Source organism: Coleofasciculus sp. G3-WIS-01 (genome assembly GCF_040223135.1).
Classification (GTDB): domain Bacteria; phylum Cyanobacteriota; class Cyanobacteriia; order Cyanobacteriales; family Coleofasciculaceae; genus Coleofasciculus.
On record NZ_JAVJZI010000184.1, the window covers coordinates 1 to 16,259 of the forward strand.

The 16,259-nt window shown below is 44.3% G+C and carries 14 protein-coding genes and 1 pseudogene; 9 read left to right on the plus strand and 6 right to left on the minus strand.

The genetic code is table 11. The annotated features are described in order from the left end of the window. Positions 1-428 precede the first annotated feature (428 nt). Entirely contained in the window at positions 429-632 is a 204-nt protein-coding gene (locus RIM23_RS18605; RefSeq protein ID WP_446368632.1) for a hypothetical protein, read from the minus strand. A 22-nt stretch (positions 633-654) separates the two neighbouring features. Between RIM23_RS18605 and RIM23_RS18610 the strand changes: the two genes are divergently transcribed. Beyond that, positions 655-1,731: a LamG domain-containing protein gene (locus tag RIM23_RS18610; protein ID WP_446368633.1), complete on the plus strand. Its 1,077-nt coding sequence runs from the start codon at positions 655-657 to the stop codon at positions 1,729-1,731. 85 nt (positions 1,732-1,816) lie between these two features. Here the strand turns inward: RIM23_RS18610 and RIM23_RS18615 are convergent, their stop codons facing one another. Both RIM23_RS18615 and RIM23_RS18620 read right to left on the minus strand, forming a co-directional pair. Beyond that, entirely contained in the window at positions 1,817-2,419 is a 603-nt protein-coding gene (locus tag RIM23_RS18615; RefSeq protein WP_446368634.1) for a hypothetical protein, read from the minus strand. Between the two features lie 203 nt (positions 2,420-2,622). Beyond that, the gene (locus tag RIM23_RS18620; protein WP_446368635.1) at positions 2,623-2,997 is read right to left on the minus strand and encodes a DUF1257 domain-containing protein; all 375 of its coding nucleotides are present in this window, start codon (positions 2,995-2,997) and stop codon (positions 2,623-2,625) included. A 256-nt stretch (positions 2,998-3,253) separates the two neighbouring features. Here RIM23_RS18620 and RIM23_RS18625 point away from each other — a divergent pair, with 256 nt between their 5' ends. Beyond that, positions 3,254-3,712 (plus strand): hypothetical protein, encoded by a 459-nt coding sequence (locus RIM23_RS18625; RefSeq protein ID WP_446368636.1) that lies wholly within the window; start codon positions 3,254-3,256, stop codon positions 3,710-3,712. Here the strand turns inward: RIM23_RS18625 and RIM23_RS18630 are convergent. Beyond that, positions 3,698-4,336 carry a response regulator gene (locus RIM23_RS18630; protein ID WP_446368720.1) on the minus strand — a complete coding sequence of 213 codons (639 nt, stop codon included), beginning with the start codon at positions 4,334-4,336 and terminating at the stop codon, positions 3,698-3,700. The two genes, RIM23_RS18625 and RIM23_RS18630, sit on opposite strands and share 15 nt — an antisense overlap. A gap of 203 nt (positions 4,337-4,539) precedes the next feature. After that, positions 4,540-5,721, minus strand: coding sequence for a sensor histidine kinase (locus RIM23_RS18635; protein WP_446368637.1), 1,182 nt, complete (start codon positions 5,719-5,721; stop codon positions 4,540-4,542). A 279-nt stretch (positions 5,722-6,000) separates the two neighbouring features. On the opposite strand from RIM23_RS18635, the gene RIM23_RS18640 reads away from it, so the two are divergent. From RIM23_RS18640 to RIM23_RS18670, 7 genes and pseudogenes are all read left to right on the plus strand, one after another. Further along, positions 6,001-6,414 (plus strand): Spy/CpxP family protein refolding chaperone, encoded by a 414-nt coding sequence (locus tag RIM23_RS18640; protein WP_446368638.1) that lies wholly within the window; start codon positions 6,001-6,003, stop codon positions 6,412-6,414. Positions 6,415-7,343: 929 nt separating this feature from the next. After that, complete coding sequence (locus RIM23_RS18645) at positions 7,344-8,462, plus strand: calcium-binding protein (protein WP_446368639.1); 1,119 nt, start codon at positions 7,344-7,346, stop codon at positions 8,460-8,462. 254 nt (positions 8,463-8,716) lie between these two features. Beyond that, positions 8,717-10,588 carry a right-handed parallel beta-helix repeat-containing protein gene (locus RIM23_RS18650; protein WP_446368640.1) on the plus strand — a complete coding sequence of 624 codons (1,872 nt, stop codon included), beginning with the start codon at positions 8,717-8,719 and terminating at the stop codon, positions 10,586-10,588. A gap of 168 nt (positions 10,589-10,756) precedes the next feature. Continuing rightward, positions 10,757-11,047, plus strand: a pseudogene (locus RIM23_RS18655) (phytochelatin synthase family protein); the annotation flags it as partial. Positions 11,048-11,123: 76 nt separating this feature from the next. Next, positions 11,124-12,083: a homoserine kinase gene (gene thrB / locus RIM23_RS18660; protein ID WP_446368641.1), complete on the plus strand. Its 960-nt coding sequence runs from the start codon at positions 11,124-11,126 to the stop codon at positions 12,081-12,083. Positions 12,084-12,473: 390 nt separating this feature from the next. Beyond that, positions 12,474-12,998, plus strand: coding sequence for a pentapeptide repeat-containing protein (locus RIM23_RS18665; RefSeq protein WP_446368642.1), 525 nt, complete (start codon positions 12,474-12,476; stop codon positions 12,996-12,998). A gap of 365 nt (positions 12,999-13,363) precedes the next feature. Next, positions 13,364-15,277 carry a CHASE3 domain-containing protein gene (locus tag RIM23_RS18670; protein WP_446368643.1) on the plus strand — a complete coding sequence of 638 codons (1,914 nt, stop codon included), beginning with the start codon at positions 13,364-13,366 and terminating at the stop codon, positions 15,275-15,277. A 70-nt stretch (positions 15,278-15,347) separates the two neighbouring features. Here RIM23_RS18670 and RIM23_RS18675 read toward each other — a convergent pair whose 3' ends face one another. Continuing rightward, positions 15,348-16,217 (minus strand): Npun_R2479 family HD domain-containing metalloprotein, encoded by an 870-nt coding sequence (locus RIM23_RS18675; protein ID WP_446368644.1) that lies wholly within the window; start codon positions 16,215-16,217, stop codon positions 15,348-15,350. Positions 16,218-16,259: the final 42 nt, after the last annotated feature.

The window sequence follows — 16,259 nt, forward strand, 5'->3', positions numbered from 1 at the left end:
GTAGACCTAGGTGAGCTATTCTCATTGTACTACAAAAGTTTGGCGGTCAGGACAATTTGGAAATCTCCGTACCTCCGATTTCCCGCTGTCCATCCTCACCTTGCTATCGCTGAAGGTGAGGACTTCCGCGACTACGTTAAAGAAGTTTACGCCTAAAACGATTCGCAAGAATGTATAGGCGATGACAATATCTCGACGACGGAACCAGGGTATTGGTTGATTTGGCATTTTATTGATGGTTTAGAGTTGGGCGTTTACAATTATCCTTTCTTTTTCGCCCAAATGCGACTAAACCCGCCCTGTTGAGAGGATTTAACCGAAAACCTAAAGTTTTCGGTTAGGCTTTTGATGGAGACGTTACCAATAGGGGTGTGGAGTAGTCCGGTTGGTGCGATCGCACACAAGCTTTGCTCATCCGATTCCTCTGATTACACAAGACTTTGACGGGTTTGCCAAGCCTCTACACCCTTATTTATCACGCATTGCCACTGAACCCGAATTCGCGCTAAGATGTATGCCTCCCCCTCACCCATGGGGTTACCGGAATTCAGGGTAACCCCACCCCCCTTGATCTCCCCATGGTTACTCCATAAAATTAGGGCGCGATCTCTCCCTGAGAAGAATGGCATCATAAATAAAAAGGGGATAGGGGCGATGGTAAAAGATTCTCACCGACCAAGAAATGATGATATGGTTCTCGGCGGTCAAAATCCACCCCCGACTCAGGGCGTGGTATTGGGTGGTATCGCTGGGGTAAGGATGCGTTTAACCTCTCCTGTAGTGGATCAACGTTTGACAGCCATTACCGAAGCTACCGCCTATGGGGATGCAGGGTTAAATTTAGTCCTTCAAGCCTTTTTGCAAGATGAATCGCCACGGGTGCGACAAGCCGCCTATTTACTCCTGTGGGATAACACACAACCGTGGGTTAAACAAGCCATTCAACATTATGTCCCTGCGAATCGGGTTGCGTGGTGGCGGTTAAATGAAACAGAAGGGGACATCGCGGCGGATACTGTGGGGGGAAATAATGGTACGATTAAGGGCGCGACGCCGGTGACGATTGTTCCAGGTCGTATGGCGGGATTAGGAGGTGCAGGACATCCGGATGAGGTGAATCCAGATTCCTATCGGTTTGTCGAATTTGTTCTGCCTCAAGGGTTGGGGAGTGCGTTGCAATTTGATGGGGATGATTATGTGGAAATTCCCCATGGAGCAGCTTTGAATTTTGGCGTTGGAGATTTCTCCATTGGTGTGGGAGTTAAGACTCGTAGTCGCGGACTTGAGGTGATTTTAGATAAGCGTGTGGAAACTTCTGGATCAGTGCAAGGATATTGTTTATATCTGCATCAAGGTCGGTTGGGTTTACAATTAGCTGATGGCATTGAGTCAGCTTGGACAAATTATGATAGTCAGTGCTTAATTGCCGATGATCGCTGGCATTATCTGGTCGTAACTGTAGACCGAGATGGGATCGATGGGGGACGATGGTATGTGGATGGGATTGAGTTGAGGAATCGATTTAACCCAAAGGGACGACAGGGTTCGCTGAATAATTTTAAGCCTCTGCGATTGGGACGACGTTCGGATCATCCAGGTGCACCGGGATTCTTTCAGGGTAGGATGAGTGATGTACAACTGTTTAATCGATCGCTAGCCGCACCTGAAATTCAAGCAGTTTATCAAAGGGTTGGGGTTAAGGGAACGCGATCAGGATTTATTCATAAGTAATAAGTATGCCCTTTAATCAATCTAGAGACGTAACTATGATTAGGATAGACGCAATTACTCAGCCGGAGATAATACAATATAATCATTAACGTTCTCGAACAGCATTTGCCAAAATCCCTAAAATTTTCTTAATATCATTCAGATAATACTCATCCAAATCAATTTCGATAACGTTTCCTTTAAGGCGCAAAAACTTCCAATTGGTTCCTGACGTGACTGCACCATAAATTTCTGATATCCCATTTCCCTCGCGGTCATTGAATATCTGAGCTGCTACCATTTCCGCTACACACTGCCCCAATCCACCGATAAGATTTTCCTTCTTTGCTTCTACCAGCGTAATCACTGGCGCATTGACAAATAACTGTTCCGGAGACTGGCTGATCAGAAAATCGCAAACTCCATTCAAGCCGCACTCTTTATCAATATCAAATTCAATTCCCGAAAATAAGTTGATCTGCTCTTGTAACTGTCTTCTAATGTCGATTAAAATTGGAGCAATAATCATCTCAGACCGAGCTTTTTCACTATTGCTGGCTAAAGCTAAGGGAATATTATAACGCAAAGTTTCTGTCAGTAATGGGCTGGGTTCAAACTCAGTAACATGACTGAAAGTATTCATTTTTTCTACAGTAATTAAGTCAAAGTTTTTTTTGACTTTGGCTAACGTAAAGTCACTATATGACATGGGCATTAAAGATAAAAACCTGTAGGTTGGGTTGACGTAGGAAACCTAACGAAATCTCAAGCAAAGATTCCCTACTACAAACTTCAATTTAGGCGTGTAATGTAACAGCCGTTACTGAGGGCGGTTTTTGTTAATACATTACCGGACATCAACCAAATGACTCAACCCGCTTTGACCATAAGAATAGGAAATGGGGGACTTTTTTATTGCCAGCGTCCCACAACTACCCGTACTGTACCATCTTCTAACACGTCTTCTTCTTCGACAGAAAATCCTTGTTCTTGCACAGAATGCAGTAACATTTTATGGGCGTACTTTTGATTGACGGAATTGACAAATTCTGTTTGGTTAATGCTCGCCCCCCAAAAATCGGCTACGAGTTCATACGCCTCTCCATGCTGGCGAAAGCCTAAATCGTAGCCATTAGATTGGCGAATCACATATTCGGCTTCTGTGGTATTTCCGTGATAGCCGCGTACTGAGGTATTGCATTCGACTTGATACCCCAACTCCTGCAAAGTTTGATGCAGAATCTCACCGTTTTTTATCTGAATATTGATGGTGGTGAAGTGAGACATAGTTTTCGAGGATGGTTAATGATAAATGAAGTTAAGGCAATGTTAGTGAGTTCAGCGTTTGTAGTAATCGATTCGAGGGTTTATGGCGAAGACAGCGCAACTACGAACCCAAAGGAGTGTGTCATTGGAGTTAAGGCAATGAGTAGTTGGGGAAATTTATCTCTAGGGAAGGATGTGGGAGTGAGACTCTAGCCAGACGCGATCGCACATCTATTTTATTTAGTCTAAAGCATAACCGCAATTAGGAGGGTTCTCCATGGGACTTCGGATGATAGGTTTGGGTTTGGTGATGGTAATTTTGCCCGCTTGTAGTATTTTCTCTGAAGATGAGGCGGCTTTGCAGCCAGAGGGGACAACGATTGGTCATGGTTCTACCTTAGGCGATGTGACGGAGGATACGAGTGAGGTTGTCGGTGAGATTGTCAGTGTGGATGGGGAAGTGAAGAAGGTTCTCGGTTCAGATACATTTAAGCTAGAACAGGAAGGACTGTTGGGGGGGAATGACGTTTTAGTGGTGAACGCGAATCCCGATGTCCCGATTAAAAAGCAAAATTGGGTGAGAGTCACCGGGGTGGTGCGTAAGTTTGTCAGTACAGAGATAGAGAAAGATTACAATTTAACCTGGGATTTAGATTTTAAAGAAACTATTAAAGCCGAATACGAAAATCAACCTGTGATTTTTGCCGAATCGGTGGAACTCTTAGCGGTGGATTGAGTGGGAGTTTGCCCATATAGCAGCTTGGGTGCGATCGCGTAGGTTCAATCGGCTTAAAATATGGGTAATATGGTTCTTCACCGTCTTCTGAGAAATATACAGAGTTTGGGCAATTTCTCGGTTATTCGCACCCGTGGCGATTAAGCGTAAGATTTCCTGTTCTCTGGGGGTGAGTTCATCCCAGGCGGTTGAGGAATTTGAGACAGAAGCAGGGATTTGTGTCCGAATCTTTTGACCAATTCCTGGTCCTAATTGAGTATACCCCTTATGCACCGCCCGAATCCCTTGGGCTAATTCGTCAGGGGGTGTATCTTTGAGTAAATAGCCAGAGGCGCCATAATGCAAAGCTTGGGTAACGTACTCATCATCGTCAAATGTGGTTAAGACTAATATCTTGATGTGGGGAAACCGTTGACAGATTTGCCGAGTAGCAGCGACACCATCCATAACGGGCATACGCACATCCATGAGAATAATATCAGGTTGTAGGGTTTCCAGTTGTGCGATCGCCGTTTCTCCATTATCCGCTTCGGCGATAACCTCTAAATCATCTTCAAATTGTAATAAGGCTTTTAATCCGCGTCGGACTAAATTTTGGTCATCAACCAGTAAGATTTTAATCATTTCAGGAAATGAGGAAGCAGTGTAGAGACGTGCCATGGCACGTCTGGGAGATAGGGGAGATGCATTCGTAGGGGCTCTCGCATTCGCGCCCAAATCTATCGGTTTTATACCAACATTTCAACGCGAATGCGAGAGCCCAATCCCCAACCATTAATCCCCAATGACGAATGACGAATGACGAATGACGAATGACAAATGACGAATCACCACTCAACTATAACTTGACACCCTTGTCCTGGCGATGTGTTAATGGTAAGATGACCCCCTAATTCTTGGGTACGTTCGCGCATCCCTTGCAGACCAAATCCTGTGGTATTGTGCGTCACATCAAATCCTCTGCCATTATCCTGAATCATCAGATGGAACCGGGAATCTGTCCAAATCCGGATACTCACCTCCGTGGCTTTGGCGTGTTTATAGATATTCGTCAGGGATTCTTGGATAATCCGATAACTCGCCATTTTCACATCGGGCGTCACCGGATGGGACACATTGATTTGACAATCGGGTAAGATACCTGTAGACTTGTGGAACTCTTGGATTAAAGACGCGATCGCATCCTCTAGAGATTGCCCTTGTAACGGGTTAGACCGCAGGGTTGCCACGGATTGACGCACGTCTTGAAGCGCAGTAGCGGCGACTTGTTTGACTTCGATTAAAAAGTCTTTGGCTTCTGCGGGATTCGACTCTAAGAGTCGTAAGGCGGCTTCTAAGTGCAGGTTAAACGTAATCAGGGAATGTCCCAAGGAATCATGGATTTCCCTAGCAATACGATTCCGTTCCTGTAAGGTGGCAATATCTTCAATCCGCACCGCATAGCGCCGCAGTTGAGCATTTGCCTGTGCCAATTCTTCCCGACTGCGCCGTTCGGCTAATAAAGCATCGACTAACAACTGTAAGAAGACTAAGACTAATCCAAACACTACTATAGAACTTAAGAGGATAAATAGCCAACGTTCTGGCACCGCAAAATGTGGGGGGCGAAAGGGAGGGCGAGGGCGAAGACTGCGAGACTGAAATCGGTCAACTTCCCGCATTAGGAATAAGACAAAAGCGAATCCGGTAATAATTAAGCGGCTTTGTCGTTCAAAAATAAAACAGTTTCGGATAACTAAAATAATTAACATCAAGGGTAACATGCGAAGTTTACCCACCAGGGAAACGAGGAGAATTACGCCAATTTCCACTCCGGTGTAAATCACCTTAACCGATTTCTGGGTCGGTAATCTCAACCCCATCAAACCAAAGACGGCTAAACCCAGCAGATTTAGGAAAGGGAAGCGCGGGAGGTGGGGAAAGGGAAACCGCAGGAATTCAACAATAGCAATGATTCCCAGCAGAATCCATTCTAGATATAAAAGGAAGGGAATTGGATGTTTGGTCATGGTTCATGGTTCATTGGTGATTGGTTATTGGTGATTGGTTATTTGTAGGGGCGAAGCATTTGGGCAGCCATCTTATGATACTTGTCCAAAATGTTCTACCCAAATGCTTCGCCCATTCAGGTGATGTCATTAGGAATAATTTTTGATAAAAAACTATCACCTCCGCCCTTCTAGGACTAAAGTCCTACCTCAAATCAGGACGTTTGCCTCAAGTCGTTTAACCCCTACAGTTTCTAGGATAAAGACATTGAACACCCAAGCGTTTACAACCCTAACATCATGAACATCAAAATCTTTCCTCTATTCGCCACCATCGCCGCAATTACCCTCGCTGCTGCACCCATGGCAGCATTTTCCCAACCCAAATTCGCGGAGGAACTCAACCTAACAGCCGAACAACAAGCGCAGTTAGAGCAAATCCGGGATAACAAACACTCGCAAATGGAACAGATTCTCACCCCCGAACAACGACAACAGTTCCAACAGTTCCAGGGACAACGCCAGCGACACCGGGAAGGAATGCGGGCGCTAAATCTAACTGAAGCACAACGAAACCAGATGCGGGAAATTCACCAATCCGCACGGGAGTTGATGCAGAATGTCCTAACCGAGGAACAACGGGAACAAATGCGTCAAATGCGGGAAAATCGTCGGGGTCAAAGAGGAATGGGACGCCCAAATCAAGCTCAATAGATAAAAAGTAACCCGAAATCCCCGTAGGGGCGCACGGAGCGTGCGCCCTTTGTCAGTGACCTGCGTCCCCACACTGCTCGGTTAAGAAAAATTGTAGGTTGGGTAGAGCGCCAGCGTTACCCAACAAACCCAGTAAAACGTTGGGTTTCGTTACCAAGGGCCCAACCTACCTGCCCTTCTGCTCAAGGCTTATCCGAGCAGTCTTGGCGTGCGTCCTTTCTCAACATGGCACTTGTCTCAGCCTTTTATCATAACTAATTTTAATTGTCAACTCTCCAAAAGATTGATTAAATGAAACTTCTGTAAAGATTGCCTGACAACCTTGAAGAGTTGGCAAACTATCCGGATTTTTTCCCCATTGAACGCCATTGACTGATAAAACTGATGGGTAGAGAAGCCTAAGGTTTTAAACCAAGCATTCTATATAATCATGCCAACTCATCCCCCATAAAATTGTCAATATTGTAACAAAATATTAAACATTAGCTGACTATACAGGGTTAACCACAGGTGTGAACCCTTCGCGTTAATTGTCAGCAAATTATAGAAGAGAATGTTCTATCTATATAGGGTTTAATGCCGAATTTTAGGTAGATATTTTAGCTCTCCCTGATGGGGGAGTTTTTAGGTTTTTATGATAATTTTAACTTCACAAAACATTTATGTAAAGTTCATCTTAACTTTATTGATCATCGAAAAAATACGGTTATAGTTAAATTGTGGAGAGAAAAAAGTAGCAATACTAACAAAAAAATACAGTCGTTTCTGTAATTTTTCGGAGACTACAACGAAGCAAAAACTCCCAGGCACGAGGCGGCGCTGAACCATCGGATACCAGCACAGCAAGGCTTCAGCAATGCCGGAAAGCTGAAAATTGTCCAGAACAACATTGCCCAAAAAATCGTAATTAATTCACAGAGGAAAAATAAATGTCTAGTCCTATCAATGACAAATTTGCTGACAGCATTCGTTTAGTTGGTTCTGATTTGAGTACGACAGGAACTAACATTGGAGCTACAGGGGAAAGTGGTGAACCCTACCACGGTAGTGTTCCAGATACTTCTGTTTGGTGGAATTGGAGAGCTCCTGCTGACGGTGTGGTCACGATTAACACAGTTGGTAGTAACTTTGACACGGCACTAGGTATTCACACAGGCTCGGCAGTTGATAGCTTAAATACAGTTGTTTATAATGATGACTTCTGGGGCTTACAAAGCCAAGTAAGCTTCACAGTTGAAGCGGGACAAACCTACAATATAGCTGTTGATGGTTTTGGTGCTAGCCAAGGTTCCGTCAAACTTAACCTCGACTTAGACTTTGACTATACTCAACTTGGCACAAACGCGAGCGAACAACTCAACGGAACTCAAGGAAACGATGTCATCGCCGGATTAGGGGGAAATGACCAAATCTACGGTAACGGTGGTCATGATTATCTCGAAGGTAATGCAGGTAACGACACCATCGCAGGTGGTTCTCTGAGTGATTATCTCGATGGTGGTGCTGGTGACGATGTTCTTTTCGGTAACGGCGGCGGCGATGAAATCCTCGGTGGCGCAGGCAATGATAAGCTATATGGTAGCTCTGATGCAGATTATCTAGATGGTGGCGCAGGTAATGACGTTCTCTACGGTAACGGTGGTCAAGACTACCTCCTCGGTGGCGGTGGTGCTGACACCATTTACGGCGGCGCCCAAGCCGACGAGATTCTCGGTGGCGATGGTAATGATTTGATTTACAGTAACGGTGGCGATGATTTGATTAACGGGGGTAATGGTATCGACGAAATCTGGCTCGGCGGTGGTGAAACCGTTGTCCTTGATGCCAACGACACTGGATACGATATCATTAGGAACTTCCAGCTTGGTAAAACCCTGTTCGATGTGAATGATATTGAAAGCCTAAGTTTCCAGGATAAATTTGTCCAAGGGATTGGTAACGTTGCCCAGATATTCCAAGGTGAAGAGGAAAGCAAAATCCTATTGGCAGAAGTCAGTTGGCAGCAAGCTAGCACACTTGAAACCAACATCAGCCAGATTTTTGTTTAGGTGGTATGACCGAGGAAAAACTGAAATACGTCAGATGCCGGACATGATATGACGTTTTGACCCGAGCCCCGACTTCTTGAAGAAGTCCGGGCTCTTTAAGTGAGCCGTTTGATTTCACGAAACCTTTATAGAAAATTCACATCAACTTTATGAAGCATCAAAAAAATACGGTTATATTTAATTTGTAAACCGATAAATACAGTAAAACCAACACCTAAAATACTATTCAACGTTTTAACCAAGGATAAACACCTATGGCAACTTATATCGTCAATCAACTCGGTGACATCGATGATGGTAATCTTAACAATGGTCAAACCAGTTTACGCGAAGCCATTAACGCCGCCAACGCCTCAGCAGGAGACGATACCATTCAGTTTGCTTTAGGTGGCGGTGCAAAAACTATTCACCTCACCGAAAAACTCACCATTACCGATGACCTGACAATTGTTGGTCTAGGTGCAAACCAATTAACCATTAGTGGCGACTCAACCTTCGACCTATTCTCAATTAGTCCTGGGGTAGCCGCAGAATTTAATGGACTCACATTAACCAACGGATTAGATGGAATTAATCTCGAAGGAGATAATAGTCTAACTATAACCAACAGCGTGATTTATGGGAACAGCGATGATGGGATTGATGCGGGTGACGAGGATGGTAGTGATCCCTTAAGTGACAACAATACTGTAATAGTAACGCATACGACGATCCGTGATAACGGGGATGATGGGATTGACCTCGAAAACCATAGCACACTGACCCTAAAAAACAGTACATTTACCAGCAATGGCGATGATGGCGTTGACCTAGAAAACAATAACACTGTTACCATATATCACAGCACTTTTACAGGTAACGGGGATGAAGGCGTTGACCTAGAAAACAATAACACTGTTACCATATATCACAGCACTTTTACCGATAACGACGCTGATGGCATTGACTTAGAAGACAATAATACCCTGACCGTAAAAAACAGCACGATTATAGATAACGATGCTGAAGGCATTGCCCTGACCGACAAAAACACGCTGATAGTAGAAAACACCATAATTACAGATAACGGTGATGATGGTATTGACGTAGAAGACAAAAATACAATCACCGTAACCAACAGCACGATTACCGATAACGGCGATGATGGTATAGGTGTAGATGACAAAAATAATCTAACCGTAACGAACAGTACAATTATAGGTAACGACGCGGATGGCATTGATGCAGATGACGAAAACAAGCTAACAATAACCGATAGTACGTTTAGTCAGAACGGAGATGATGGTATTGACATTTCTGACGACAATATCCTAACCGTAACCAATAGCACGTTTAGTGATAACAATTCTCAGGGAATTGAAATCAGCGACGGAAATACTATGACGGAGACAAACAGTACCATCAGTGGTAATGGTGTTCCTGCTGTTACTCTCACCGGAACTTCAAATAATGACATGCTTGTCGGTGGCGCAGGCGACGATATCCTAACCGGACTCAATAGTCAAGATACCCTCAAAGGTGGCGCCGGTAACGATACCCTCGACGGTGGTAACGGTGATGATCAACTTTATGGTGGTGCGAATAATGACCTCCTAAGTGGGGGTCAAGGTCAGGATATCCTCAAAGGTAGCGGAGGTGAGGACTACCTCGATGGGGGTCAAGGTGACGATAAGCTGTATGGCGGTGCTGATGATGACACTCTCCTCGGCGGTCAAAGTAATGACCAACTCTGGGGTGGTGCTGATGATGACCTGTTAGAAGGGGGTCAAGGTGACGATAAGCTGTATGGCGGTGCTGATGATGACACCCTCCTGGGCGGTCAAAATAACGACCAACTCTGGGGTAATTCTGGAGATGACCTCCTCTATGGTGGTGCGGGGGATGACCAGCTAACCGGTGGGATTGGTAGTGATACCTTTGTTATTGTCGCCGGGGAAGGTAAGGATATGATTACCGACTTTAGTTTAGGTCAGGGTGATGTGATTGGTTTATCTGGCGGTTTAGGATTTGGAGATTTGTTCTTCCAAGGAAACGAGATTCGGTTTGGCGGTCAAACTTTGGCAACACTGACTGGGTTCGATACAACCACTCTCACAACGGAGAATTTCGCAACTGTAGTCGTGTGATACGCTTAATGCTTTGTAATCAGGGCTTTAGTCTGAGATTTGGTTAAGTTTCCTGGCATCCCAGTAATTATAGCAACCGCCAAAACGGTTAGGACACATCAGAATTTAGTAGAGACTCCTCCGCCGGAGGAGTCTCTACCACAGTTCGTTTGCTTTAAGGTATGCGCCAGTGAGGTGACTCTGGCGGAATTCCGCCAGATGGTGGTAGAAAATTTACAAGACCCCAATAATTTCGTCTTAGTCAACTACTTAAGAAAAACCATAGGTCAGGAACGCGGTGGACATATTTCGCCGATCGCGGCTTATAATTCACAAAGTGATCGCTTTCTGATTTTGGATGTGTCTCGCTACAAGTATCCGCCCATTTGGGTCAGGGCTGAAGAACTCTGGCAAGCCATGGGAACAATAGATTCTACCTCAGAAAAGACAAGAGGCTTTGTGGTGATTAATCGCCGTTAGTCGGGGTAATTCATGAATTGCCCCAACAAATGAGAATCTGCTAAGATTGCCCCTTGGCATCTTAAATTCCTCCCGAATGTCTATCCATTCTCCCGTAACCGTTACCGTTCCCGCGACAACCGCCAACTTAGGTCCCGGATTTGATTGCATTGGCGCCGCCTTGACCCTGTACAATCGATTTACATTTACTCGCCTGAGTTCGGATACCCCCTGGGAAACGGAACGGGCGGTGAGAATTCGGGTGTCTGGTGTTGAAGCAAAACAGGTGAAAACTGATGAAACGAATCTGGCTTACCAAGGGTTTCTGAAATTGTACGACCATATTGGTCATACACCTCCCCCAGTCCAACTCAAGATTGATTTAGATGTCCCCCTCGCCAGAGGGTTAGGAAGTTCCGCCACGGCGATTGTCGGCGGATTAGTTGGCGCAAACCAGTTAGCAGGGGAACCCCTGAGTCAAACTGAAGTGATGCAATTAGCGATCGCGCTGGAAGGACATCCGGATAATGTCGTCCCCGCCTTGTTGGGTGGCTGTCGTCTGGCGGCGCGGGGGGATGCGGTTCTCAAGGAATGGGAGATTTGTGATATTCCCTGGCATGATCAAATTGTCCCCGTTGTCGCTATTCCTAATTTTGAACTCTCCACCCAAGAGGCGCGACAGGTAATCCCCACCCAAGTGAGTCGGGCGGATGCTATTTTTAATATTGCCCATTTTGGGTTATTGGTACGCGCCTTGACAACGGGACGCCGTGATTGGTTACAAACTGCCCTCCAGGATAAGTTACATCAACCCTATCGACAAGGCTTGATTCCGGGGTATGAAGCCGTAAAAAGCGCCGCCTTAAAAGCTGGCGCCTATGGAATGACGATTAGTGGCGCAGGTCCTACTCTGTTGGCGCTTGTCGATCCGATGCAAGCCGCAACCGTAGCCACCGCCATGGCTGAGGCTTGGCAACAAATGGGAATTTCTGCAATAGCGCGATCGCACTCGATTGAAACTCAGGGAACCCAAACCGCAGTAGCACCCACTATTTAACACGCCTGATGTTGAAACTGACTCCGCACCGACTGTAGAGACGCGCCATGGCGCGTCTCTACAGTCGGGGCGGGTTTCCAATCACCAATCCCTAATCACCAATCCCCCAATTTATCGTTATGCCATAGATAATCCTCTATGTTTTCACCAAGCATTTCTTATCCGATAATCTGAACAAGTTCTTAAACTTTTGTTACATTGATCGATGAAACCCCTATTTGTTTAATCACCCATTTCTAGCATAAACTCAATGTTAGTCACTTAATTCAACAGCAATCACAGCAAATTTTATGACTCCAACCAACTTTAGTGTTACCCCCTGAATCATTCAGAAAATTCTGATATCAAAACGATACTTAGACCAAGTTTAAATTGGAGGAGTCATACAAAGTGGCAAATACGAACGATATACTTGTCCTCAAACAAGGTGTTGAAAATTGGAATCAGTGGCGACTGCAAAATATTAACTTCAATCAAAATCCGAGTAAAGCTAATGTCCTCAAACTTAACTTTAGCAAAGTTGATCTGAGTGGCTCGAACCTCAGTGAGTATAATTTGCAAAACTTCAACCTGAGTCGAGCTAACCTGAGTCGAGCTAACTTGAGTCGAGCCAACCTGAGTCGGGCGAATCTCTGTGAAGCGATTTGCCATACGACAAACCTAAATCAAGCCATTTTAATTGATACCAACCTTATCGCTGTTTTCTTAAGAAATGCTGACCTCAGAGGCGCCAACTTGAGAGGAGCGGATTTAACCGAGGCAAATCTCAGTGGTGCTGATTTGACAGGTGCTAATCTCAGTGATACAAATTTGAAAGGGGCAAACCTGAGAAATACCAATTTAAATCAGGCAAACCTAAATGGTGCGAATCTCAGTGGGGCAATTTTGAAAGGCGCGATTATCTCTCAAGTCTAGGTTGATTGGTAAATCTTGAATTTCTAGTTCCCCATTCCCTGAGCAATGGCACTCCTCACCGTGAACTTTATTCGGTAAGCTCCTGAAGATAATTTTTTTTAACCAGCATTTGCCAAAATAGAGACTGTATCGGTAAAATGCTGGTTATATTCATAGACCCTGAAAGCGAAACTTATTTCTCTGTGCAGAGAATAAATATCAGGGTTTGGACATGATTTTTCTCTGAAAAAAATAATTAATACCGATTTTAGTTTGTCAAAAAATATCATTATTCTTCAAAATTTCGGACAAATATAAATTATACCTGAATAAGTATTTTACAGTTTAACACGAATCAGAGTTTTTCCAGTTAAACTCTACCCTTTATGATGAAATTATCGATACAACGAAAAATCGTCGTAGGATTTGGACTAACCTCTAGCCTTATCGTTATCGTTAGCTTGAGTGGTTATTATAGCGCATTTCGCTTGAGAGAGGCAAATCACAAAGAACTCCATGCCAAAAAAGTATTAACTAAACTTGAAGAAGTCTTAGCTGAAATTACGGATGCAGAAACGGGACAACGGGGTTATCTCCTAACTGGCAAACCGCGCTATCTCGAACCCTATAAAAAAGCCATTGATAAAGTCGAAGATGATATCAAGCAGCTACAAGCCTTAACAGCAGACAACCCTTACCATCAAAAAAAGTTAGACGTCGTTGTTCCTTTAATTGATGAAAAGTTTACCGAACTTCAGCAAACAATTAACGTAAGAAACAAGCAAGGATTGGACGCGGCTTTAGAGATTGTCAACACGAACCAAGGTAAACTGATAATGGATCAGATCCGCGAAGTCTTCAGTAAGATGAAGGCTGAAGAAGAGCGGCTATTTCAGGCGCGAGCGCAGCGAACTCAAGGAACAGTCCATACGACAATCTGGATTTTCTCCATTGGACTGGCTTTTGATTTAGGTATTCTTGTTTTTGTCTATTCTCATATTTATCGAGAAATTAATCAACGGCTACAGGCTCAAGATCAATTACGAGACAGTGAAAGTCGGCTAACGCAATTCTTAGAAGCGATACCAGTCGGCGTCTTTGTCGTTGATCAAAATGGTACACCTTACTATGCAAATCAGACAGCCAAAAAACTTTTTGGTCAAGGTATTATCCCAAAAACTTCTGCAAATCTTTACCCAGAGGTTTATCCAGTTTACTCTCCCAAAGCAGAGAAAGTCTATCCCCACAATCTTGAACCCATTATCCAAGCCCTTAACGGGAAAAGTTCTGTCCATGATGGTATAGAAATTCATCAGCCCGACAAAATCGTGCCAATTGAGGTATTAGGAACACCCATCTTTGATGACAAAGGGAATGTTACCTACGCCATTGTAGTGCTGAATGATATCACCGAACGCAAACGGGCGGAAGCCGAACGACTCAAGTTTACCTGTCATCTGAATCAACTCAATCAAGCTTTCTCTCGCTTTGTCCCTGGTCAATTTCTTCAGTTATTAAACAAACAGAGTATTGTCGATGTGAAATTAGGCGACCAAGTTGAAAAAGATATGTCCATTTTATTTTCCGATATTCGTGATTTCACGGCTCTTTCAGAAGGCATGACTCCCGAGGAAAATTTCAAGTTTATTAATTCATATTTATCTAGAATGGAGTCAATTATTATTAAGAATCAAGGATTCGTTGATAAATATATTGGTGATGCCATTATGGCACTCTTTAGTGGGAGTGCTGATGATGCAGTTAAAGCAGGAATTGCCATGTTAAATCAATTAGTTGAATATAATCAACATCGTGCTAACTGTAATTATCGGGCGATTAAAATTGGCATGGGCATTAATACAGGAACCTTAATGCTAGGTACAGTGGGCGGATATAACCGAATGGATACAACTGTGATTAGTGATGCCGTTAATTTAGCGGCTCGTCTGGAAGGTTTAACCAAAAATTATGGTGTATCCCTGTTAATTTCTCACCACACGTTCAAGCAATTACAAAACCCCTCTGACTACGCTATCCGCATGATTGATCACGTCAAAGTCAAAGGTAAATCTGAATTAGTCACCGTCTATGAAGTCTTTGATGCTGACTTACCAGAAGTGCGAGAGGGCAAGTTAGCAAACCAAGACCGATTTGCCTTAGCGTTGTCCCTGTATAGTCAACAGGCTTATGCAGAGGCGCTACAACTGTTTGAAGCCTGCTTGCGTCAAAATCAAGGGGATCAGGTGGCGCAAATTTACCAGCAACGCTGTCATCTGAATTCTAATACCAATGCTGTCTGAAGTTGCGCTTTATCTACCCCACCGCCTACAACACCTCCCCTGACTAAGAGGAGGTTGGTAGGGGTGAATATTAAGAGGCAAACATCACAATCTCCCTTTGGTTCACTCTATTTTCCTGTTCAACTTGCAATACATGGGCATAAAGATTGGCAATAATCTGTTGACCCGTTACAGTTACCTCTAAGTAACGCAAAGCAGGTTGAATATAGGGCAACACAACTGTCCAGAAAAAATTAGGGTAGTTTTGTCGTAGTTGACCTGGATTGTGATAGCCTAAAATTTTATTCGCGCCACTTTCTTCAAACTCGCCAAACAATGCTGGAATCTTTTGTAAGTAACGCGGATCACTGAGTTGACCAATCAAATCAGCCGCACGAGTCAAACCCGGATAATTAATCGTATCCTGATAAGCTTCATCAGCAGGTACTGGGAAACGGGTTAACTCAATATTGCGTTTGACGGTAGGACAATCAATGAATGAATGAGCGCTAAAATACTCGTCCACAAACCGCTTTCCTCGGTCAACATGATACGAGGTCAAACTCGCATCGGTTGCGCCCCGGGGTAAGGAGATCATCATATCATCTAGACCAATCACGTACAATCCTTGATCGGGTTGGTCATCTTTGCAAATCCCCTTAATATAGCCAATGTCATGGCATAACCAAGACACGATTAAGGTGAGCCAGTCTTGACGGGAAACGCTCCCTTCCAGGATATGTTTCCCTCGGAGGGTTTCTTGTCCGACTAGGGCGACTAAAATAGTATGTTCAACATTGTGGTATAGAGCATCACTCTGGGCAATCCGTTCTAGAGCCACTTGAGCCACCCTAGCAATGACTTCAGCATAATCAGGTTGACAGTTGCCGTAAGTTTGGCGGTAGCCGGCTTGTAGACGTTCAACACAATCGTGAACTAGCACCCCTGTTAAATTAAACATTGTTCTTCCCCTGTAACACAATCTAAATTTATATCCGAGTTG